Genomic DNA, 20230 nt, shown 5'->3' on the forward strand with positions numbered 1-20230 from the left:
CGGGCCAGGATCAAGTTAGAACAGGAGAGGAGTCGCCGGGAAAATCCCAGCTCGGCAGCAGCTGTGCCGGGGTGATGAGTGCCCGCAGGGATTCCATGCTGGTCTTTTTCTGTTGTGCCAACAGCAGGGTGTCGATCAGCAGGTCCTGGGTCGCCTGCGGCAAGTCCGGATAGAGCGGCACGCAGAGGATGCGGTGACTCAGCTTGCGCGAGACCGGCTTGATCGCCTGAGGCTGCAGGTAGTCCAGGGTTTCCAGCGACGGATAGAAGTAGCGGCGCGGATTGATGCCGACGGCGTTCAGGGCCTTTTTGGTGTCCAGCAGACTCGGCTCGTCGCGCAGGCCCACCGGGAAGTAGCTGTAGTTCAGCTGGCTGCCGTAGGTGGGGCGCTGCAGGTCGAAGGCGCCCTGCAGGCGTCGCTCATAGTGCTGACCGATGACGGCGCGGCGGGCCAGGATGTCTTCCAGCTCGTCGAGGATGCACAGCCCCATGGCCGCGGATACCTCGTTGAGCTTGGCGTTGATGCCCACGCCTTCGATGCGCTCGGCATCGACGATGCCGAAATTGATCATGCGGCGGACACGCTCGGCGAGCTCGTCGTCTTCGGTGATGATCGCGCCGCCTTCGATGGTGTGGAACAGCTTGGTGGCGTGGAAGCTGACGGTGGTGATGTCGCCCCACTGCAGTACCGAGCGGCCTTCGAAGCGGGTGCCGAAGGCATGGGCGCCGTCGTAGACGACCTTGAGGCCGTGGCGGTTGGCGACCTGCTGCAGGCCACGGACATCGCAGGGATTGCCGAACACGTGGGTGGCGACGATGGCCGAGGTGTCAGGCTCGATGGCGGCTTCGACGTTGGCCGGATCCAGGTTCCAGGTTTCCGGGTGGATGTCGGCGAAGACCGGGCGGATCCCTTCCCAGTGCAGGGTGCTGGTGGTGGCGACGAAGCTGAACGGCGTGGTGATGGCGCTGCCGGACAGGCCCAGGGCGCGATAGGCGACCTGCAGGGCCAGGGTACCGTTGTTGACCAGGATGATGTTTCTGACACCCAGATAATCGCGCAGGCGCTCTTCGAGCTGAGCGTGCAGCGGGCCTTGATTGGTGATCCAGTTGTTGGCGTAGATCTTGTCGATATACGCCTTGAAGCGTTCCTTGTCGCCCAGGTAGGGCTTGGTCACATTGATCATGATCCGGTACCTGCTTATCGAGTCCTTGATACGTGTCGGTTCGGTCAAGCGTGTTCGGCGACGGGGCTGGCCATCGGCCGGAAGGGGACGCCGGGCTTGTCCAGCCGCTCCAGAACCGATTCGAGGGCCTCGCGACTGGCATCGTTGTGGAACTGCCAGACCCCATAGATGCGTCCGGAAAAGGACGCTTCGCTGCCCAGTCGGGGGTCGACCGCTAACCCCGAACCCAGGCCGAACAGGTGCAGGCCCTTGAGGCGCTGGCCGTGCTGGTCCAGCGGGCTGCCGGCCGCGTCGGAATCCAGACCGCCGCGCAGGGTGCGCAGGGTCAGCGGACGACCGTCCTGGCAGCGCAGCTCGGGCACTATGGGTTGGTAACCCATGCCCTGAACCAGCAGGGCGGCGCTGTCGAACAGCGTCTGGGCGCTGGCGAGGCGCTCGGCGCTGCCATCCAGTTGCAGCGTCTTCACCTTGACCGGAGTGCCGCCGATGGCCTGACCGGCCAGGACCTGGCGACCGATCTCGTGGGCTCGGTAGCGCAACCCGCCCGAGCGGTTGACCCGCTTGGAAATGGGGCAGATGTCCTGCAACGGGTCGAAGTCATAGCCGGCGGCCAGGGCTTCGGCAGCGGTCTCGTAGAACAGTCGGATCGGCGAGCGATGGACCAGGGTCAGTTCGCGCAGGCCGTCGTGGTGCAGGGCACTGGCCAGGTTGTCCAGGGCGGAAAAGGCGCTGTGGGACCCGCCCACCACGCAGATCGGACCGCCATCCTTAAGACGGGCACGATAGCGCTGGCGCAGGGCCTCGGGTTGCAGGCGCAGCAGGCTGTCGGAGCTGTCGATCGAGGCGCTCTGGGGCAGCTGCAGACCCATGGCCTGGCTGCTTTCCTCGAAGCTGGAGCGGGTCTGCTTGCCGCCCAGGTTCAGCACCAGGCTGGAGGTGCGCACGCGGCGGATGGCGCCGGCCTGTTCCAGCCAGACGACATAGCTCGAACCTTCGCAGGTGACCTCGGTGATACGGGTCTGGCGCCAGGTGGGGATACCGTACTGGCGTTCCAGCCAGGGCAGGATCAGGCCGGCGGCCTGCTGGAAGAGCTGGCCGACGATGGGCAGCGCCGGCGCTTCCTGGGCATTCAACTTGAGGTGGCGAAAGGTCGGCGAGGCCTGCAGCGGCGCCAGGATGGGCGCCAACAGGGGGTCGCGCAGACAGTCCAGGAAGACGTCGCTCACCGAGTTGGCGATGATCTGATAGTCACCCAGCTTGCCGGCACCGAGTTCGGTCCCGGCGTCGACGATGATGGTGCCCGCCTGGGCCAGCTGCTCCAGGGCGCCACGCTTGATGGCATTGAACAGGAATCCCAGGCCCGCCGGACCAGCGCCGCCAATTAGACATCCTAATGTCGCTTCCGATAGATCATTCCTTGCCATCGGGGCATCCTCTCCGTGCGCCATCAGGGCGCAATTAACGTGGTTGAAACTGGCTTTCGCCGTGCCCGGCAGTCAGCAAAAAATGCAGCAGAGCTTTTTAATCTTTATTGAGTGAATGACCGTCTGATGAACGTCGGTCAGGGCCCGCGACAGCCAGTGCAGATAACTAATGCTTGGTTGTCAGTGCCAGGACTTCGCCAACTTGCTCGAGACTGTCTAGCGAGCGCTTTCCACTCTTTTCGAACTGATCCGAACCAGCACGCAGGGCGCTGAAGCCCGCGGTAGCTTGTTTGCCCGCACCGTCATTCGCTTGCCTGTTTCAGGCAAGACCGAAGTTGCGTGAGCAAAGAGAATTAAGTCCAGTTCAGATGACATCCATGTAGTCCTGCAGGTGCTCGCTGGCACGGTGATCGTCCCTCCCTGTCCAGCGCCTGGGCATGGCTACCGCACAGGTTTACCGCGTCTTGACTGGTAACCGGTCCGGTTCGGACATGGCTACCGCACGGGTTTGCACCTGGACGGAATGAACAGAGGGTTTAGTTACCGATATCAAGGCCTGACAACGCAACGTCCAGAAACTTGAGAAACCATCGGCGAGACGCAGAGGAGGGGGAGGTAATGCTGTCTTCCCTGACCTGTACGGCAGCAGATTCAGCGCGCAATCCCAGCGCTACTTCGAATCTGCGGCAATGATTGTCAAAAGGGTTTGGACTGTCAACGCGAGGTCCGGCAGGGGAAGTTGGTCAGCGAGACGGCCATTACTGCTGTTGTTCTTAGGGAATAGACGGCCAAATGAGGTGTGCTTGGCAAAAAACCGTCGGCTCCCGAAGTTTTTGGTGAAGGGGGTCGCAAAGCATCTGCTAATGCGGGCTGCAAGTGTGACGAATATTTTGACGATTGGTTAACAGAATCGAAGGAGCAAGCAGACGGCTGGCAAGCGCGAAAAAATCAGCTTTTCATTATTTAGTATTACTATTTTTCGATCTGCCTGACCATCCCTCCAGCACGGCGGGAAGCTCGCTCAGGCTGCGGACCTCCGCATCCGGTTTGCCGGGGCCCTGCCAGGGATGCTGCAAGGGGTTGAACCAGACCGCGCGGATACCGGCGCGCTGGGCGCCCTCGACATCATCCACGGGGTTGTCCCCTACGTGCACGGTGGCCCCGGCGGGAATGCCGGTGAGGCGCAGGGCTTCGCGAAAGGGCGTGGGGTCGGGCTTGCCGACACCCAGTTGCTCGGCATTCAGGGCGAAGCGGAAGTAGTCGGCCAGGCCGATGGTCTGGACGTCCGCATTGCCATTGGTCAGCACGCCCAGGGTGTAGCGATCGGCCAGTTGCTCCAGGGTGGGGTGGACGTCGTCGAACAAGGTGACCTGCTGGCGGGCGGCCAGGTAGACCGCGAAGCCCGCTTCGGCCAGCTGGGCGGCCTCGGGTTCGCCATAGCCGGCATCGAGCAGTGCCTGGTGGATGACCCGGCGGCGCATCTCGCTGACCCGGTGCTTGAGCCCGGCGTCCTGCTGCAGCAGGCGATCGCGGATCGCCCAGAGGTGCTCCACCGGAACGCTGCCCAGCCGCGGAGCGGCATCGGCGAACCAGTCGCGCAGCAGGGCCTCCGCGGAATGAATGACGGGAGCGATTTCCCAGAGGGTGTCGTCGAGGTCGAAGGTCACGAGGCGAATCGTCATCGGCTGGCCTTGCGCTTGGCGCGGGGGTGCGCCTTGTCATAGACCTCGGCGAGCTGGCCGAAGTCCAGGTGGGTGTAGATCTGGGTGGTGGTGATGTCGGCGTGGCCGAGTAGCTCCTGCACCGCGCGCAGATCGCCGGAGGCGCTGAGCATGTGGCTGGCGAAGCTGTGCCTGAGCATGTGCGGATGCAGGTGCTGGCCCAGTTCGCGGACGCCGGCCTCGCGCACCCGCAGCTGCACCGCGCGGGGCGTCAGCCGCAGACCGCGCTGGCCGATGAACAGGGCATCGTCACGCGGGGCGGCCTGGAGCCGGACCTTGAGCCAGGTCTCCAGGGCGTCGCGAGCCTTGCTGCCGATGGGCAGCACCCGTTCCTTGTTGCCCTTGCCGCGCACCTGAACCAAGCCCTGGGCCAGGTCCACATCCGCCAGGTCCAGACCCACCAGTTCGGACAGCCGCAGCCCGGAGCTGTAGAAGAGTTCCAGCAGGGCCTGGTCGCGCAGGGCGAGAAAGTCGTCTTCCACGGCGCCGTCGAGCAGCTGCATGGAGCGGTCGACGTCGAGCACCTTGGGCAGGGCCTTCTGGGCTTTGGGCGGCGAGAGCCCGTGGGCCGGGTCCTGGCTGCAGTGACCTTCGCGAATCAGGTAGAGATAGAAGCCGCGACAGGCCGAGAGCAGCCGCGCCAGGCTGCGGCTGGAGGCGCCGGCCCGGTGCAGCTGGGCGATCAGGGCGCGCAGGCGCCGACTGTCCAGGCCGCCCCAGTCGCTCAGCCCCTCGGCTTCGACGAAGGTCAGCAGCTTGCGCAGATCGCGGCGGTAGCCGTCGAGGGTGTGGGGCGAAACCTGGCGTTCCAGGCGCAGATGGTCGAGATAGGCATCGAGCTGGATCTGCATGCTCCGCTCCCGGGCTCAGCGCACCGTACGCAAGGGGACGGGGAAGCGGGGCAGTACCCGCGCCAGGACTTCCGCCACATGGCTCAGAAACAGCGTGCCCAGGCTGCTGCGATAGTGCTGGGGGTCGGGGCTGCCGATCGCCAGGACACCATGCAGGCCCTGGTGGGAGAGGGCGGCGACGGCAGCCGAGCCGACTTCTTCCTTGGCCGAGTCACCGAACAGGAAGGCCAGTTCGTGGGCGCGCAGGACGCCACTGGTGGTCTTCTCACCACCCAGCAGGCCGCCGATCACCTTTTGCGCTTCAGCGGGGGTGACGCTGCGGCCGACCGGCAGCGGGTGCTCGTGGAACAGGATGAGGCCGACGTAGGGCACCTTGAACTCATGACGCAGGCTGTCCTCGACGGTACCGATCACCTCTTCGAGGCTGTTGGCGTCCAGCAGGCCGATGATCAGCCGGCGGGTCTTGTCGAACAGCCGGTCGTTGTCCCGGGCCACGTCCATCAGGTGGGCCAGGCGATGGCGCATCTCGCCGTTGCGATCGCGCAGCAGGCCGAGCTGCCGCTCGACCAGGGAGATGGCGGTCCCCCGCTGGTGGGGGACACGCATCTCCGCCAGCAGCTCTTCGCGATCGGCGAAGAAGTGCGGATGGTCCAGCAGCCAGTCGGCGACCTGGTCCGCGGTCAGTTCGGGGGTATCGCTCATACTCTTACCTGGCCTTCGTAGACACGGGTGGCCGGACCGGTCATGAGCACCGGTTGGCCGACGCCGTCCCACTCGATGTTGAGCAGACCGCCTGGCAACTCGATGCTGACCGGCGATTTCAGCCAGCCCTGGCAAATCCCGGCCACGGCGGCGGCGCAGGCGCCGGTACCGCAGGCGCGGGTTTCGCCGACACCGCGCTCCCAGACCCGCAGGCGGGCGCGCTGGGCGTCGATGATCTGCAGGAAGCCGATGTTGGCCTTTTGCGGAAAGCGCGGATGGCACTCCAGCTTGGGCCCGAGGGTGAGCACCGGCGCCTGGTCGACGTCGGCGACCCGCAGCACGCCGTGGGGGTTGCCCATGGAGACCACCGCCAGCTCGACCGTCTCGCCGTCGACCTGGACGGCATGGCTCAGGGTCTCCGCCTCGGCGATGAAGGGGATCTCGGCGGTCTGCAGGCGCGGTGCGCCCATATCGACGCGCACCTGGCCATCACCCTTGAGGTGCAATTCGATGATGCCGCTCTTGGTTTCGACGCGGATCTGCTTCTTGACCGTGAGGCGCTTGTCGAAGACGAAGCGGGCGAAGCAGCGGGCGCCATTGCCGCACTGTTCGACCTCGGAGCCATCGGCGTTGAAGATGCGATAGCGAAAGTCCACGTCCGGGGTGGTCGGGGTCTCGACGATCAGCAACTGGTCGAAGCCAATCCCGGTGTTTCTATCTCCCCACAGACGGACGTGCTTGGGCTGGATGTGGGCGTGCTGGCTGATCAGGTCGAGGACCATGAAATCGTTGCCCAGACCGTGCATCTTGGTGAAGCGCAGTTGCATGGAACTCCCCTCAGGCCGGCAGCCGGCTCTCGCCTGCGAAGAGTTCTTCCAGCGTCTCGCGCCGACGGACCAGGTGCGCCTGGTCGCCATCCACCATCACCTCGGCCGCACGGCCGCGGGTGTTGTAGTTGGAACTCATGGTGAAGCCATAGGCCCCAGCGGAGCGGATGGCCAGCAGATCGCCCTCGGCCAGCACCAGCTCGCGGTCCTTGGCGAGGAAGTCGCCGGTCTCGCAGATGGGACCGACCAGGTCGTAGCGGCGGGCTTCGCCCTGGCGCGCGACCACCGGCTCCACCGCCATCCAGGCCTGGTACAGCGCCGGACGGATGAGATCGTTCATCGCCGCGTCGACGATGGCGAAATCCTTGTGGGTGGTGTGCTTGAGGTATTCCACGCGAGTCAGCAGGACGCCGGCGTTGGCCACGATGAAGCGGCCCGGCTCGAACACCAGGGTCAGGCTGCGCCCGGCGATGCGCTCGCGGATGGCCTGGATGTAGTCGCCGGCCAGTGGCGGCTGTTCGTCGCGATAGCGCACGCCCAGGCCGCCACCCAGGTCCAGGTGGCGAATCAGGATGCCGCGCTCGGCGAGGCGGTCGATCAGCGCCAGGAGGCGGTCGAGGGCATCGAGGAAGGGTGGCAGGGTAGTGAGTTGGGAGCCAATGTGGCAGTCCACGCCGAGGATTTCCAGGTTCGGCAGCTCGGCGGCGCGGGCATAGACGGCCTCGGCGTCGGCGATGTCGATGCCGAACTTGTTTTCCTTGAGACCAGTGGAAATGTAGGGGTGGGTGCCGGCGTCGACGTCGGGATTGACCCGTAGCGAGATCGGCGCGACCACGCCCAGCTCGGCGGCCACCTGTTGCAGCCGCTCCAGCTCGTCGGTGGATTCGACGTTGAAGCAGTGCACGCCCACTTCCAGCGCCCGACGCATGTCGTCGCGGGTCTTGCCGACCCCGGAGAACACCACCCGGTGCGGATCGCCACCGGCGGCCAGTACCCGCTCCAGCTCGCCCCGGGAGACGATGTCGAAGCCGGCGCCGAGGCGGGCCAGGACGTTGAGCACGCCGAGGTTGGAGTTGGCCTTGACGGCAAAGCAGACCAGGTGCGGCAGACCGGCCAGCGCATCGGTATAGGCGCGGTACTGGCTCTCGATGTGCGCTCGCGAGTAGACGTAGGCGGGGGTGCCGAACTGCTGCGCCACGGCGCTCAGGGCTACCCCTTCCGCATGCAGTTCACCTGCACGGACAGCGAAGACTTCCATGGGGGCTCCTTAGAACACGTCGTGGCGGTGTTCTTTGGCGGCTTTCTGGTCGTCGGGCAGGTACAGCGGGCCTTTCTGACCGCAACCGGCCAGCAGGCAGGCGCAGGCGATGAAGAGGAGAGACAGGCGCTTCATGACGCTCAACCTATACGAAAAGATAATATTGTCCCGAGTATAACGGGGTTGAGCGACTCTTTGACACGCCCGGATGGCTGAAGCGCAGCTGCCGACAGCCGCCACGACTGGACGTCATCTGGGCGGCCCGCTACCGTGCGGCGATTCTTTCCCTTCTTTCGAGGATCGTCATGAGCCGGCTCAGCGAAGCGCAATTCCATCACCTCGTCGACCAGACCCAGCGTCAGGTCGAAGACGCCTATGACGACAGCGGTCTGGACCTCGATCTGGAAAATGCCGGCGGCGTGCTGACGATCAAGTTCGACAACGGCAGCCAGGTGATTCTCAGCCGCCAGCCCCCGCTGGTGCAGCTCTGGGTCGCCGCGCGTTCGGGTGGCTATCACTTCGACTGGGACGGCCAGAACTGGATCTGCGACAGCTCGTCCGAGACCCTCGGCGCGCTGCTGGTACGGGTGACCCTGGAGCAGACCGGCGAGAGTGTGGCCTTGCCTGGGCTGTAATGACCTGCGGTCGGTGCAGCTTGACCCGAGCCTTGAGCCCTGTGCTAGCGTGACCTGACGGCGCCTTTCGAGCGCCGTTTTCTTTTGCCGCCCTTGTGCGGCTTCTCGCTGGGCGCCGGTCGCCCGTCATCCCGGTGGTCCGCCGCACCGCGCGGTTGGGCCGCATCGTCTCGTCTTCCAGGAGTCCGCCATGCGTCATGCATCGCCCATCACCGTTTCCGCCGTCGATCTGCCCCGTCTCGAACGGCTGCTCGACGCCCTGCCCGAATTCGGGCCCGTGGCCGAGGCCCTGGACGAGGAACTGGCTCAGGCGCGAGTGGTGGCGCCCGAGGAGATCGGCGCGGTGGTCACCATGAATTCGCGGGTGCGCTGCCGCGAGACCGATACCGGCAAGGAGTATCAGGTGGTGCTGGTCTATCCGGAGGACGCCGGCGCGGAGGGCCGGATTTCGGTGCTGGCGCCGGCCGGCAGCGCGCTGCTCGGCGCGACCCCCGGCGAGCGCCTCAGCTGGCCGGTGCCCGGCGGCAAGGAGCAGCAGGTGGAGCTGCTGGCGCTGGAGCCGGTCGAGGCCTAGTCGTCCGCGACCTCGGGCAGTTCCGGTAGAGCCCGTAGCAGGCGCTCGTAGTGGGCGCCGTCGAAGGGGCGATCGGCGTCGAGCATGGCGGCGATCTCGTAGGACAGCGCCTGGGCCATCAGCAGCACGGCCTCTTCGCGCTCGTAGCCGACCAGGGTCAGCTTGTTGAGTACGGCCTGCACATAGCTCGGCTCGCCAGCGGCAAGCTGGTTCTCCACCGCTTCGATCAGATGGGAGGAGACAAAGGATTCTTCGTCATCGGCGTGGTCAATCATGTTCGGATACCTTTTGTTACAGTGCGACCCCTGATGCTGGCCTGGAGTCTTCTCGATGATCACCTGCTATCGCCTGTCCGCCAACGAGCTGGTGGCCCAGCCGCTGTCGCCGGGAGACGCGCTGCCGGACGATTTGCTCTGGGTCGATCTGCTCGACCCCAGCGAGGCGGAGGAGCGCTATCTGGAGCAGGCACTGGCGATGGACATCCCCACCCGGGAAGAGATCGCCGAGATCGAGGAATCCTCGCGACTCTACCAGACCGACCAGGCTCTGCACCTGACCACCACCGTCGTCAGTGGCTTCAGCGAGCATCAGCCGCAGGCCTCGGTGGTCAATTTCGTGCTGACGCCCGAGTGGCTGGTAACGGTGCGCTACGCCGAACTGGCGGCCTTCAAGACCTTTCTCGGCAAGGCCCAGCAGCAGGCGAGCCAGCACTGTCGCAGCGATGTCATCTTCGCCTCGCTGCTGGATAGCCTGGTGGACCGGGTGGCCGACATCCTCGAATCGGTGCAGGCGCATCTCAATCGCCTGGCCAAGGCGGTGTTTCGCGAACCCCTGGATTCACCGCAGGAAAAGCAGCAGCCCAAGACCGACCTGCAATCCATCGTCAAGCAGCTGGGGCGCAGCAATCAGCTGCTGGCCCAGCTCAGCGAGAGTCTGCTGGGCATCAATCGCATCGTCTCCTACCTGCGCCGGGCGGGCGCCACCTGGATCTCCGGCACGGCCAAGACCTGGTTCAAGACCTTGGAGCGCGACGTCCGCTCGCTGAGCGACTACCAGGCCAAGATGAACGGCGAGATCGGCTTTCTGCTCGACGCCACCCTTGGGCTGATCAGCGTGGAGCAGAACAACATCGTCAAGGTGTTCACCATCGCCTCGGTGCTGTTCCTGCCGCCGACCCTGGTGGGCACCGTCTACGGCATGAACTTCAAGGTCATGCCGGAGCTGGACTGGCACTTCGGCTATCCGCTGGCGCTGGGCGCCATGGTGGTCTCGGCGTTGATTCCCTATGCCTGGTTCAAGTTTCGCCGCTGGCTGTAGCCGGCGGCATCCATCGCACCTCAAGGAGGCAACACTATGCGTATCGGATTCATTGGCCTGGGTGGCATGGGCCAGGGCATGGCCGCCAATCTGCTCAAGGCCGGTCATGAGGTCGTGGTCTGGAATCGCTCCCAGGCGCCGGTCCAGGTGCTGGTCGAGCAGGGTGCCCGCGCGGCGGCGACGCCGGCGGAGGCCTTCGACGTGGAGGTGGTCTTCAGCATCCTGGCCAATGACGCCGCCACCCGCGAGGTGATCCTCGACAGCGGCGCCCTTGAGCAGGCACGGGTCGGGCTGATCCACGTCAGCATGGCCACCCTGTCGGTGGCCCTGGTGGACGAACTGGTCGCGCGCCATGCCGAGGCCGGCCTGGGCTATGTGGCGGCACCCGTCTTCGGCCGCACCGACGTAGCTGCCAGTGGCCAGCTCAACATCGTGGTGGCCGGCGAGCCCGAGGCGATCCAGCGCGTCCAGCCGCTGCTCGACGTGCTGGGACGCAAGACCTGGCCGGTGGGCGCGGAGCCGCGCCAGGCCAACGTGGTGAAAATCGCTGGCAACTTCATGATCGCCAGCGCCATCGAGACCATGGGCGAGAGCACCGCCCTGGCCCGCAGCTATGGCGTGGAGCCGGCAGCGCTGCTGGAAATCCTCACCAGCACCCTGTTCGCCGCCCCGGTGTACCAAAACTACGGACGCCTGCTGACCGAGCGACGATTCTCGCCGGCGGCCTTCAAGCTCAGCCTGGGGCTCAAGGACGTCGGCCTGGCCCTGGCGGCCGGGCAGGAAAAGGCGGTGCCGCTACCCTTCGCCAGCGTCCTGAGAGACAACCTGCTGGAAGCGGTCGCCCAGGGCGAGGGCGATCTGGACTGGATCGCGCTGGGGCAGAGATCGCACAAGAAGGCCGGCCTCGACTGAGAACCTGTTTACGATCTCCTGGCCGTCGGCCATACGGCGTTAGAAACAGCTTCGGAATGCTCATTTACAACTTGTAAACTGCGCTTCCTCAGCTGTTTTTGCCTTGTCTGGCTCTAGTCCAAAAGATCGTAAACAAGTTCTGAGCGCCTGCTCAAAATCCGCTGCGCGTCGGCCAAGCCGCGTTGGGCGTGGCTCGCGCGACCTGACCCAGATCCCGCGCCATGGCTACTTGCAGGCGGTGCCCAGTGCCGCCAGCGACAGCGGGTAGAACTGCAGGTTGTAGCCCGAGGTCTTGGCCTGGCTGCAGCGCTTGGTGCTGTAGAGACCGTAGTCGATGATCATCACCGGCTTCTTCTGGGTGCGGAAGTAGCTGTAGGCGTTGCACTCGGCGTAGTCGTAGCAGCTCTCGTTGAGGGCGAAGTCGAACTTGGTGTAGAGGCTCGGCACCAGGTCCACGGCATTCTTCAGACCCACCAGCAGACTGCGCCTGTGCGCCTCGTCGGCCAGCCAGTTGAGGAAGTCCAGCTGCTGGGCTTTGGTCAGCTTGAGGCCGTTGGGGTTGGAGTAGCCGTCGACGTTGTCCGGGTCCACCCCTTGGCAGCCCTTCTGTACCGCCAGGTCCAGGCGCTTGGCCAGCAGCACGCGGACGTCGGCGCGACGGATGTCCAGCCAGCGCTCGCCCGGCCAGGCGTCCAACGCCTTGCCCAGGGCCGCCTTGGGATAGAGAGCGGCATCGGGCCGCCAGTCCTCCCAGGTGCCAGCGCTGAAATAGCAGATCACCGTCTTCCCGTTGCCCTTCAGGTTGGCGATCACCGCCTTGCTGGTGTCATAGAGATCGATGTCGTAGAGGGTGCGATTGGGCTTCTGCAGCACGCCGTTCAGCTGGACATGCCAGGTGAGCGTCTGTGGCAGCGGCGGCGGCAGGGCGGCCTGGCTGGAAGCCGCGGCGAACATTCCGCAAAGCAGGATGGAGCAGGCTGAAAGGCGCATGAGACTTGACTCGAACGGCTGGTCAAGTTTCCAGTATCGGCGGCCTGGTCACTGTCCTGAGTGCCGGTGGTCGTGCCTATCGACGGCTGGTCGGCGGCCGCTTAGCGGCCTGCCAAGGCCTTCAGCCAGAGAACCCTGTCGTAGACGGATTGCAGGCGGGCACAGTGCTACCAAGGCCATACGGCCTGGCTCTCCGTCAGGCAGAGCCGTCCGATGGACGGCTCTGCCTGCTCCCGGGCAACCACCGCTGAGAGGCGGTGGGGAGCGCAAGACAGCTTTCAGCGCTTGGCCAGCAGCTCGCGGCCGCGCTTCACGGCGGCGCGGACCTGGGCCGGTGCGGTGCCACCGATGTGGTCGCGGGCATTGACCGAGCCTTCCAGGGTCAGGACGGCGAAGACGTCCTGCTCGATCTGATCGCTGAAGCGACGCAGTTCGTCCAGGCTCATCTCGGCCAGGTCCTTGCCGCTATCCACGCCGTACTTCACCGCATGGCCGACGATCTCGTGGCAATCGCGGAACGGCAGGCCCTTGCGCACCAGATAGTCGGCAAGGTCGGTGGCGGTGGAGAAGCCGCGACGCGCTGCCTCGCGCATGATCTCGCGCTTGGGCTTGATGGCCGGGACCATGTCGGCGAAGGCACGCAGGGAGTCTCGTAGGGTATCGGCGGCGTCGAACAGGGGTTCCTTGTCTTCCTGATTGTCCTTGTTGTAGGCCAGCGGCTGCCCCTTCATCAGGGTCAGCAGGCCGGTAAGGGCGCCAAACACCCGGCCAGTCTTGCCGCGTACCAGTTCGGGAACGTCGGGATTCTTCTTCTGCGGCATGATCGAGGAGCCGGTGCAGAAGCGATCGGGCAGGTCGATGAACTGGAACTGGGCGCTGGTCCAGAGCACCAGCTCTTCGGAAAAGCGCGACAGGTGCATCATCGCCAGGGAGGCGGCGGCGCAGAATTCGATGGCGAAGTCGCGATCCGAGACGCCATCCAGGGAGTTGCCACCGATGGCCTCGAAGCCCAGCAGCTCGCAGGTGACCTGGCGCTGGATGGGGTAGGTGGTGCCGGCCAGGGCCGCGCTGCCCAAGGGCATGCGATTGACGCGCTTGCGGCAGTCGACCAGGCGCTCGTGGTCGCGGGAAAGCATCTCGAACCAGGCCAGCAGGTGGTGGCCGAAGGTCACCGGCTGGGCGGTCTGCAGGTGGGTGAAACCGGGCATGATGGTGTCGGCTTCGGTCTCGGCCAGTTGCAGCAGGCCGGCCTGCAGGCGATTCAGCTCGACGAGGATGGCGTCGATCTCGTCGCGCAGCCAGAGGCGGATGTCGGTGGCCACCTGGTCATTACGGCTGCGGCCGGTGTGCAGCTTCTTGCCGACCACGCCCAGGCGCTCGGTCAGGCGCGCCTCGATGTTCATGTGCACGTCTTCCAGATCGACGCGCCACTCGAAGGTGCCAGCCTCGATCTCGCGGCGGATCTCGTCCAGCCCTGCGACGATGGCGTCGCGCTCGGCTTCGCTGAGCACGCCGGCCTGGGTCAGCATGCGCGCATGGGCCTGGCTGCCGAGGATGTCGTGGCGGTAGAGGCGCTTGTCGAAGTCCACCGAAGCGGTGAAGCGGGCGACGAAGGCGTCGACGGGTTCGCTGAAGCGTCCGCCCCAGGACTGGTTGGTTTTTTCGCTGCTCATGGATCGGCCTGCTGCTGGGCTTGTCGGTGGAAGTGAGAGGGGGCCGATGATAGCAGTCCTGAGCGGGTTCCGGCCCGATTCAACGGAGCCGACTTGCCGACGAGTGGTATCTGACCCACACTGGCTCCATGATACTCGAACGCCGCAAAACCCCTCGGCCGGTCAAGGTCGACGACTTCTTCGTCCCGGCGCTCTGCGAACCGGAAGCCCTGCTCGTGCTGGTGGTGCTGGCCGAGCTGCTGGTGCTGGTCCTGGTCCTGGCGGAGCCCTTCACCCTGCAGTTCAACTGGATCCGGCTGGCGCTGGTGTCGCTGTTCGTGCAATGGATCGTGCTGCTGTCGGCGGCGCTGCTCTGTCGCCTGCGGCCCTGGCTCGCGCGGCATCGCCCGGTGGTGGCTGGCGGCTTCTGCTGCGCCATCGTGGTGGCCCTGACCCTGCTCTGCACCCTGGTGGCCGACTGGCTGCAACTGGCCGGCCCGCTGCAGCGGACCGGCGAGGTGCGGCTGTACATGCGCCATGCACTGATCGCCCTGATCATGTCCATGCTGCTGCTGCGCTACTTCTGGCTGCAGAGCCAGTGGCGCCGCCAGCAGCAGGCCGAACTGCACGCGCGTATCGAGTCCCTGCAGGCGCGCATCCGTCCGCACTTCCTGTTCAACAGTCTGAACAGCATCGCCAGTCTCATCGCCCTGGATGCGGACAAGGCCGAGCGCGCGGTGCTGGACCTCTCGGCCCTGTTCCGTGCCAGCCTGGCCCAGCCCGGCACCAAGGTGCGCTGGTCCCAGGAGCTGGAGCTGTCGCGCCGCTACCTGGAGATCGAACGCCTGCGCCTGGGTGATCGCCTGCAACTGCAGTGGGACGTGGACGGAGTGCCGGCGGATCTGCCGATTCCCCAATTGACTCTGCAGCCGCTGCTGGAAAACGCCCTGATCTACGGCGTCGCGCCGCGTATCGAAGGCGGTTTGGTGACCATCTTCGCCACTTACCGAGAAGGGGTGTTCGAACTGGTGATCAGTAACCCCTACGATCCCGAGGTGGAGCAGCAGCCCCGCCCGCCAAAGGGTACTCGTCAAGCTTTGAGCAATATCGAGGCGCGATTAACGGCACTTTTCGGACCAGCTGCGAGTCTCAAAATCGAACGCCGCGACCAGCGGCATACAACGTCTCTTCGCTATCCATGCGAGCGACTCATGCGGGAAGCCTGAGCTTATGAATGTCCTGATCGTCGATGACGAACCCTTGGCGCGCGAGCGTCTGGCCCGTCTGGTGGGGCAACTGGACGGTTACACCGCCCTGGAGCCAACAGCCACCAACGGTGAGGAAGCCCTCGCTTTGGTCGAAAACCTCAAGCCTGACATCGTCCTGCTCGACATCCGCATGCCGGGTCTGGACGGTTTGCAGGTGGCCGCGCGACTCTGCGAGCGCGAATCGCCGCCCGCGGTGATCTTCGTGACCGCTCACGATGAATACGCGCTCGACGCCTTCCAGGTGAGTGCCGTTGGCTATCTGGTCAAGCCGGTGCGCCAGGAAGACCTGGCTGCCGCCTTGGGCAAGGCCCAGCGTCCGAACCGGATGCAGCTCGCCGCCCTGACCAAGCCGCCGGCCAGCGGTGGTCCGGGGCCGCGCAGCCATATCAGCGCCCGGACCCGCAAGGGTATCGAGCTGATTCCGCTGGACGACGTGGTTTACTTCATCGCCGACCACAAATATGTGACCCTGAGACACTCGGGTGGCGAGGTCCTGCTGGACGAACCACTCAAGGCTCTGGAAGACGAATTCGGCGAGCGCTTCGTACGTATCCACCGCAATGCGCTGGTCTCCCGCGAGCGCATCGAGCGTCTGCAGCGCACCCCTCTGGGCCACTTCCAGCTGTTCCTCAAGGGCATGAACGGCGATGCCCTGACCGTCAGCCGCCGCCATGTGGCCGGTGTGCGCCGCCTGATGCACAGCATCTGACGTCGCTTCCGGGTCGATGACTGGCGCGTAGCGGGGGAGGGGCGCCGGTCGACCTGCTATCATGGCCGGCAATCTGACGTGCCGGTAATGCCCATGCTCCGCGAAATCCGTATCGCCACGCGCCAGAGTGCCCTGGCACTGTGGCAAGCCGACTATGTGAAAGCCCGCCTCGAAGCGGCGCATCCGGGATTGCGGGTGAGCCTGCTGCCCATGACCAGTCGCGGCGACAAGCTGCTCGACGCGCCGCTGGCCAAGATCGGCGGCAAGGGTCTGTTCGTCAAGGAGCTGGAAAACGCCCTGCTCGACGGCAGCGCCGACATCGCCGTGCACTCCATGAAGGACGTGCCCATGGAATTTCCCGCGGGCCTTGGGCTATACGCCATCTGCGAGCGGGAAGACCCGCGCGACGCCTTCGTTTCCAATCGCTATGCGCGACTCGCCGATCTGCCCCAGGGCAGCGTGGTGGGTACCTCCAGCCTGAGACGCCAGGCCCAGTTGCTGGCCCTGCGGCCGGACCTGGAGATCCGCTTCCTGCGCGGTAACGTCAATACCCGCCTGGCCAAGCTCGACGCCGGCGACTATGACGCCATCATCCTGGCCGCCGCCGGCCTGATCCGCCTGGGCTTCGCCGAGCGCATCCGTGAATCCCTGACCGTCGAAGACAGCCTGCCCGCAGGTGGCCAGGGTGCCGTGGGCATCGAATGCCGGACCGACGATGCCGAGGTCCATGCCTTGCTCGAACCCCTGCACCATTTCGACACCGAGCGCCGAGTCGCTGCGGAACGCGCCCTGAATCGTCGCCTCAACGGCGGCTGCCAGGTGCCCATCGCCTGCTATGCCGTGCAGGAAGGCGAGCTGCTCTGGTTGCGTGGGCTGGTCGGCCAGCCTGATGGCGGCCTGCTGCTACGCGCCGAAGCCCGTGGTCCCGTCAACGATCCGGCTGGTCTCGGTGTAGCCGTGGCCGAAGACCTGCTGGCCCAGGGCGCCCAGGGCATTCTCGACGCCGTTTACGGGGCCTCCGGCGCATCATGAGCGCCTGGCGACTGCTGCTGACCCGGCCGGCGGAGGAGAATCCACCCCTGGCCAACGCCCTGGCCGCGGCGGACATCGCCAGTGCCAGTCTGCCGCTGCTGGAACTCCAGCCGCTGGCGGAAACCCCCGAGCAGCGCACCCTCTGGCTCGATCTGGACCGCTATGCCGCCGTGCTGGTGGTGAGCAAGCCGGCCGCTCGCCTGGGGCTCGCCGCCTTGGACCGCTACTGGCCGCAACCCCCGTTGCAGGCCTGGTTCGCCGTGGGCGCGGCCACTGCCGCCGTGCTCGAAGACTATGGACTGCAGGTGCATCATCCCCAGCGCGAAGACAGCGAAGGCCTGCTGGCGCTGCCGGCCTTGCAGAAAGCCCTGCAGCGCCCGGAACCCGAGGTGCTGCTCCTGCGCGGGGAGGGCGGCCGTGATCTGCTGGTCGAAACCCTCACCGCCCGCGGCGCGCGCGTCGAGGTACTCGAACTCTATCGCCGCCAGTGCCCGGAGTACCCGCCAGGGCAGGTCCTAGAGACCCTGGCAGCGGAACGCCTGAATGCCATCATGGTCAGCAGTGGGCAGGGTTTCGCGCATCTGCAGGCCTGTGCGGGTGCGGACTGGCCCGCGGTGCGCCGTTATCCCCTGCTGGTACCCAGCGCCCGTGTGGCCGAACTGGCTCGCGCCAGCGGCTGCGAACTCATCATCGAGTGCCAGGGCGCCAGCGCCAGCGCCTTGATCACCGCGCTTGCCCATCACCATCCGGATTGACCCTACAAGGAATTCCCGTGAGCGAAACTCAAGCCCCCCGCGCCGACGACGTCTCTCCCGATCCAGTCGTGACTCCCGCCTCGCCGCCGCCGCCCCCCCCTCCGGCGGGTGCGCGCCGCAAGGGGTCGGGCAAGGCGTCCGGTCTGGCGCTGCTGGCCCTGCTGGTAGCCGCCGGTGGCCTGGGTGTCGGTGGCTGGAGCGTCTGGCAACTGCAGCAGGTGCGGCAGGCCGAGCAGGGCCAGGCCGCCCAGGCCGAGGATCTGCGCAGCCAGCTGCGCCAGCTGGAAATGCGCAACCAGGCCTTGAGTGCCGATCTGGGGCGTCTGCCTTCGGCCAACGAGCTGGAAGAGCGTCGCCGTCAGTTGGGCGCGCTGCAGGGCGATCAGCAGCACCTCGCCGAGCAGTTCAAGGAGGTGGTCGGCCAGAGTCGCCAGGCCTGGCGCCTGACCGAAGCCGAGCACCTGCTGCGCATGGCGACTCTGCGCATGGTCGCGCTGCAGGATGTGCCCAGTGCCCAGAATCTGCTGCAGGGCGTCGATGACATCCTCAAGGCGCAAAACGATCCGGCCGCCTTCAACGCGCGCCAGCAGGTGGCCAATGCCCAGCAGACCCTGCGTCAGTTGCCTGATCTGGATCGTACCGGGCAGTTCGTCCAGTTGGCCTCGCTGCGCAACCAGGTGCAGAGCCTGGAGCCCCTGCCGCCGCGCTTCTCCACCACGGTGGCCGACCAGCCCGGCGTGGAAAAGGCCGCGGTCCCGCCGAGCAACGCCCTGCAGCAATGGTGGCAGGATTTCCGCCAGCGCATCTCCAGCTATTTCCGCATCGACTTTTCCGCCGACCAGCCGATCCGTCCGCTGCTGGCCGAGGAGTCCCTGGCCCAGGTGCGCCTGGCCATGAGCCTGGCACTGGAGCAGGCGCAGTGGGCCGTGCTCAACGGCAATCAGGAGGTCTATCGACTCGCCATCGAGCAGGCCGAAGACGTCCTCGCCGCCCACTTCAACAACCAGAATCCCGACAGCCGTGCGGTCAAGCTGCGCCTGCAGGAGCTGGCCGAGCGGCCGGTCACCTTCGAAGCGCCTGACCTGACGCCGGCCTTGACCGCGCTGCAGGCCTACATCGCGCAACGTCAGCAAATCCAGCCGAACAATGCCGCCGCCGGCGCGGCTCAGGAGAATCGCCCATGAAGCGCCTGTACCTGCTGTTCCTGTTCGCCCTGCTCGTCGGCCTGGGCGTTGCCGTGGTGCTGGCCAAGGAGCCGGGCTACGTGCTGCTGTCCTACAGCAACTTCCGCTACGAATCGAGTCTCTGGGCCTTTCTGGCCCTGCTGGTGGCGGTCTGGCTGGCGCTCTACATCCTCAAGCTGGTGCTGGGCGCCCTGGGCCTGACAGGCAAGGTGCTCAATCCCTGGTCGCGGCATAATCGCCAACGCCGTCTGGAGCAGGCGCGCCACAAGGGCCAGCTGGAACTGGCCGAAGGCAACTGGAGCGGTGCGCTCAAGCACCTGAAGGGCGCCGCCGAGCACGCCGACCAGCCGCTGTTCGTGCTGCTGGGCGCGGCCCGCGCCGCCAACGAACTGGGCGACCTGGAAGAGCGCGATCGCCTGCTGCGCCAGGCCCGCGAGCGTGAGCCCCAGGCCGACCTGGCCATCGGCCTGCAGCAGGCCCGGCTGCAGATCGATCGTGGCCAGTACCTGGAAGCCCGCGACAGCCTGGCGCCGTTGCAGGCCAAGTATCCGAAGAATGGCGAGGTGCTGCTGCAGCTGCAGCGCCTGCAGGTGACCTTGCGCGACTGGCCGGCGTTGATTGCTCTGTTGCCGCAGCTGCGCAAGCAGCAGGTCTTGCGGCCCCAGGAGCAGGACGACCTGGAACGCAAGGTCTGGATCGCCACCCTCGACGAGGTCCCCGCCCAGGGCGCGGAATCGGCGGTGGATGCCCAGTGGCAGCAGGTACCGACGGCGCTCAAGGGCGATGCCTCGGTGGTGCTGGCCTATGCCCGTCAGCTGCGTGCCATCGGCCGCGACGATCTGGCCGAAGAGGTCTTGCACATCACCCTCAATCGCCAGTGGGACGAGCGTCTGGTCGAACTCTATGGCCAATTGCGTCCCCGTGACGCCAGCCGGCCGCTGCACCATGCCGAAGGCTGGCTCAAGGATCGGCCCCAGGATCCGGTGCTGCTGCTGGCCCTGGGGCGGCTGTGCATGAACAACCAGCTGTGGGGCAAGGCGCGGGAGTACCTGGAGCGCAGCCTGGCGCAGCGGCCGTCTGCCATTACCGCCGGCGAACTGGCCCGGGTGGCCATCCAGCTTGGCGATGTGAACCGCAGTCAGCAGCTCCTGCAGAGTCAATGGCGCGAGTCGGATGCCACGTCGCTGCCGACCCCCAGGGTCTGACGGCGCGTCTCGTCTACCCGGGTCCTTGAAA

The 20230-nt window shown here is 65.9% G+C and carries 21 protein-coding genes; 10 read left to right on the forward strand and 11 right to left on the reverse strand.

From position 1 onward, the window contains the following. Nucleotides 1-10: 10 nt before the first annotated feature. The 8 genes from C722_RS0104595 to C722_RS0104630 form a co-directional block, all read right to left on the reverse strand. Entirely contained in the window at nucleotides 11-1183 is a 1173-nt protein-coding gene (locus C722_RS0104595) for a DegT/DnrJ/EryC1/StrS aminotransferase family protein (RefSeq protein WP_017639379.1), read from the reverse strand. 44 nt (nucleotides 1184-1227) lie between these two features. Further along, a complete protein-coding gene (locus C722_RS0104600; protein ID WP_017639380.1) occupies nucleotides 1228-2607 on the reverse strand; it encodes a hypothetical protein in 1380 nt (459 codons plus the stop codon). A gap of 959 nt (nucleotides 2608-3566) precedes the next feature. Further along, nucleotides 3567-4289 carry an HAD family hydrolase gene (locus tag C722_RS0104605; protein ID WP_017639381.1) on the reverse strand — a complete coding sequence of 241 codons (723 nt, stop codon included), beginning with the start codon at nucleotides 4287-4289 and terminating at the stop codon, nucleotides 3567-3569. Beyond that, complete coding sequence (gene xerC, locus C722_RS0104610) at nucleotides 4286-5179, reverse strand: tyrosine recombinase XerC (protein WP_017639382.1); 894 nt, start codon at nucleotides 5177-5179, stop codon at nucleotides 4286-4288. The genes C722_RS0104605 and xerC overlap by 4 nt, the downstream gene beginning before the upstream one ends. Before the next feature lie 15 nt (nucleotides 5180-5194). Continuing rightward, nucleotides 5195-5881, reverse strand: coding sequence for a DUF484 family protein (locus C722_RS0104615; RefSeq protein WP_017639383.1), 687 nt, complete (start codon nucleotides 5879-5881; stop codon nucleotides 5195-5197). Beyond that, the gene (dapF, locus tag C722_RS0104620) at nucleotides 5878-6708 is read right to left on the reverse strand and encodes a diaminopimelate epimerase (RefSeq protein WP_017639384.1); all 831 of its coding nucleotides are present in this window, start codon (nucleotides 6706-6708) and stop codon (nucleotides 5878-5880) included. Before dapF ends, C722_RS0104615 begins: the two co-directional genes overlap by 4 nt. A 10-nt stretch (nucleotides 6709-6718) precedes the next feature. Continuing rightward, on the reverse strand, nucleotides 6719-7966 hold the full coding sequence (lysA, locus tag C722_RS0104625; protein ID WP_017639385.1) for a diaminopimelate decarboxylase: 1248 nt from the start codon (nucleotides 7964-7966) through the stop codon (nucleotides 6719-6721). A gap of 9 nt (nucleotides 7967-7975) precedes the next feature. Then, nucleotides 7976-8101, reverse strand: coding sequence for a lipoprotein (locus C722_RS0104630; RefSeq protein ID WP_007161378.1), 126 nt, complete (start codon nucleotides 8099-8101; stop codon nucleotides 7976-7978). A gap of 170 nt (nucleotides 8102-8271) precedes the next feature. Between C722_RS0104630 and cyaY the strand changes: the two genes are divergently transcribed. Both cyaY and rnk read left to right on the forward strand, forming a co-directional pair. After that, nucleotides 8272-8601: an iron donor protein CyaY gene (gene cyaY, locus C722_RS0104635; RefSeq protein ID WP_017639386.1), complete on the forward strand. Its 330-nt coding sequence runs from the start codon at nucleotides 8272-8274 to the stop codon at nucleotides 8599-8601. Nucleotides 8602-8791: 190 nt separating this feature from the next. Beyond that, on the forward strand, nucleotides 8792-9175 hold the full coding sequence (gene rnk, locus C722_RS0104640; RefSeq protein ID WP_017639387.1) for a nucleoside diphosphate kinase regulator: 384 nt from the start codon (nucleotides 8792-8794) through the stop codon (nucleotides 9173-9175). On the opposite strand, the gene C722_RS0104645 is transcribed toward rnk, so the two are convergent. Then, on the reverse strand, nucleotides 9172-9450 hold the full coding sequence (locus tag C722_RS0104645) for a hypothetical protein (protein ID WP_017639388.1): 279 nt from the start codon (nucleotides 9448-9450) through the stop codon (nucleotides 9172-9174). The two genes, rnk and C722_RS0104645, sit on opposite strands and share 4 nt — an antisense overlap. Before the next feature lie 55 nt (nucleotides 9451-9505). Here C722_RS0104645 and C722_RS0104650 point away from each other — a divergent pair, with 55 nt between their 5' ends. After that, entirely contained in the window at nucleotides 9506-10492 is a 987-nt protein-coding gene (locus tag C722_RS0104650) for a magnesium transporter CorA family protein (RefSeq protein WP_017639389.1), read from the forward strand. A 36-nt stretch (nucleotides 10493-10528) separates the two neighbouring features. Further along, nucleotides 10529-11404: an NAD(P)-dependent oxidoreductase gene (locus tag C722_RS0104655; RefSeq protein ID WP_017639390.1), complete on the forward strand. Its 876-nt coding sequence runs from the start codon at nucleotides 10529-10531 to the stop codon at nucleotides 11402-11404. A 225-nt stretch (nucleotides 11405-11629) separates the two neighbouring features. Here C722_RS0104655 and C722_RS0104660 read toward each other — a convergent pair whose 3' ends face one another. Both C722_RS0104660 and argH read right to left on the reverse strand, forming a co-directional pair. Beyond that, nucleotides 11630-12394 (reverse strand): endo alpha-1,4 polygalactosaminidase, encoded by a 765-nt coding sequence (locus tag C722_RS0104660; RefSeq protein WP_242455144.1) that lies wholly within the window; start codon nucleotides 12392-12394, stop codon nucleotides 11630-11632. 278 nt (nucleotides 12395-12672) lie between these two features. Then, nucleotides 12673-14067: an argininosuccinate lyase gene (gene argH, locus C722_RS0104665; RefSeq protein ID WP_017639392.1), complete on the reverse strand. Its 1395-nt coding sequence runs from the start codon at nucleotides 14065-14067 to the stop codon at nucleotides 12673-12675. A gap of 128 nt (nucleotides 14068-14195) precedes the next feature. Here argH and C722_RS0104670 point away from each other — a divergent pair, with 128 nt between their 5' ends. From C722_RS0104670 to C722_RS0104695, 6 genes are all read left to right on the forward strand, one after another. After that, a complete protein-coding gene (locus C722_RS0104670; protein WP_017639393.1) occupies nucleotides 14196-15272 on the forward strand; it encodes a sensor histidine kinase in 1077 nt (358 codons plus the stop codon). Between the two features lie 4 nt (nucleotides 15273-15276). Continuing rightward, on the forward strand, nucleotides 15277-16023 hold the full coding sequence (locus C722_RS0104675) for a LytTR family DNA-binding domain-containing protein (RefSeq protein ID WP_017639394.1): 747 nt from the start codon (nucleotides 15277-15279) through the stop codon (nucleotides 16021-16023). Between the two features lie 93 nt (nucleotides 16024-16116). Further along, a complete protein-coding gene (gene hemC / locus C722_RS0104680) occupies nucleotides 16117-17055 on the forward strand; it encodes a hydroxymethylbilane synthase (protein WP_017639395.1) in 939 nt (312 codons plus the stop codon). Beyond that, nucleotides 17052-17810, forward strand: coding sequence for a uroporphyrinogen-III synthase (locus tag C722_RS0104685; protein ID WP_017639396.1), 759 nt, complete (start codon nucleotides 17052-17054; stop codon nucleotides 17808-17810). Before hemC ends, C722_RS0104685 begins: the two co-directional genes overlap by 4 nt. Nucleotides 17811-17827: 17 nt before the next feature. Further along, nucleotides 17828-18994: a uroporphyrinogen-III C-methyltransferase gene (locus C722_RS0104690; RefSeq protein ID WP_017639397.1), complete on the forward strand. Its 1167-nt coding sequence runs from the start codon at nucleotides 17828-17830 to the stop codon at nucleotides 18992-18994. Continuing rightward, the gene (locus C722_RS0104695; protein WP_017639398.1) at nucleotides 18991-20199 is read left to right on the forward strand and encodes a heme biosynthesis HemY N-terminal domain-containing protein; all 1209 of its coding nucleotides are present in this window, start codon (nucleotides 18991-18993) and stop codon (nucleotides 20197-20199) included. The genes C722_RS0104690 and C722_RS0104695 overlap by 4 nt, the downstream gene beginning before the upstream one ends. The last annotated feature ends 31 nt before the right edge of the window (nucleotides 20200-20230 follow it).

It is taken from the genome of Pseudomonas sp. 313 (genome assembly GCF_000316965.1).
In the GTDB taxonomy this organism is placed as follows: Bacteria; Pseudomonadota; Gammaproteobacteria; order Pseudomonadales; family Pseudomonadaceae; genus Chryseomonas; species Chryseomonas benzopyrenica.

Bases quoted from the DNA above. Each gene is read 5' to 3' on its own strand.
- C722_RS0104595 (WP_017639379.1), bottom strand. From the start codon at position 1,183: ATGATCAATGTGACCAAGCCCTACCTGGGCGACAAGGAACGCTTCAAG.
- C722_RS0104615 (WP_017639383.1), bottom strand. From the start codon at position 5,881: ATGAGCGATACCCCCGAACTGACCGCGGACCAGGTCGCCGACTGGCTG.
- C722_RS0104670 (WP_017639393.1), top strand. From the start codon at position 14,196: ATGATACTCGAACGCCGCAAAACCCCTCGGCCGGTCAAGGTCGACGAC.
- C722_RS0104605 (WP_017639381.1), bottom strand. From the start codon at position 4,289: ATGACGATTCGCCTCGTGACCTTCGACCTCGACGACACCCTCTGGGAA.
- C722_RS0104600 (WP_017639380.1), bottom strand. From the start codon at position 2,607: ATGGCAAGGAATGATCTATCGGAAGCGACATTAGGATGTCTAATTGGC.
- dapF (WP_017639384.1), bottom strand. From the start codon at position 6,708: ATGCAACTGCGCTTCACCAAGATGCACGGTCTGGGCAACGATTTCATG.
- C722_RS0104695 (WP_017639398.1), top strand. From the start codon at position 18,991: ATGAAGCGCCTGTACCTGCTGTTCCTGTTCGCCCTGCTCGTCGGCCTG.
- hemC (WP_017639395.1), top strand. From the start codon at position 16,117: ATGCTCCGCGAAATCCGTATCGCCACGCGCCAGAGTGCCCTGGCACTG.
- C722_RS0104660 (WP_242455144.1), bottom strand. From the start codon at position 12,394: ATGCGCCTTTCAGCCTGCTCCATCCTGCTTTGCGGAATGTTCGCCGCG.
- C722_RS0104630 (WP_007161378.1), bottom strand. From the start codon at position 8,101: ATGAAGCGCCTGTCTCTCCTCTTCATCGCCTGCGCCTGCCTGCTGGCC.
- lysA (WP_017639385.1), bottom strand. From the start codon at position 7,966: ATGGAAGTCTTCGCTGTCCGTGCAGGTGAACTGCATGCGGAAGGGGTA.
- C722_RS0104685 (WP_017639396.1), top strand. From the start codon at position 17,052: ATGAGCGCCTGGCGACTGCTGCTGACCCGGCCGGCGGAGGAGAATCCA.
- C722_RS0104645 (WP_017639388.1), bottom strand. From the start codon at position 9,450: ATGATTGACCACGCCGATGACGAAGAATCCTTTGTCTCCTCCCATCTG.
- C722_RS0104650 (WP_017639389.1), top strand. From the start codon at position 9,506: ATGATCACCTGCTATCGCCTGTCCGCCAACGAGCTGGTGGCCCAGCCG.
- cyaY (WP_017639386.1), top strand. From the start codon at position 8,272: ATGAGCCGGCTCAGCGAAGCGCAATTCCATCACCTCGTCGACCAGACC.
- xerC (WP_017639382.1), bottom strand. From the start codon at position 5,179: ATGCAGATCCAGCTCGATGCCTATCTCGACCATCTGCGCCTGGAACGC.
- C722_RS0104675 (WP_017639394.1), top strand. From the start codon at position 15,277: ATGAATGTCCTGATCGTCGATGACGAACCCTTGGCGCGCGAGCGTCTG.
- rnk (WP_017639387.1), top strand. From the start codon at position 8,792: ATGCGTCATGCATCGCCCATCACCGTTTCCGCCGTCGATCTGCCCCGT.
- C722_RS0104655 (WP_017639390.1), top strand. From the start codon at position 10,529: ATGCGTATCGGATTCATTGGCCTGGGTGGCATGGGCCAGGGCATGGCC.
- argH (WP_017639392.1), bottom strand. From the start codon at position 14,067: ATGAGCAGCGAAAAAACCAACCAGTCCTGGGGCGGACGCTTCAGCGAA.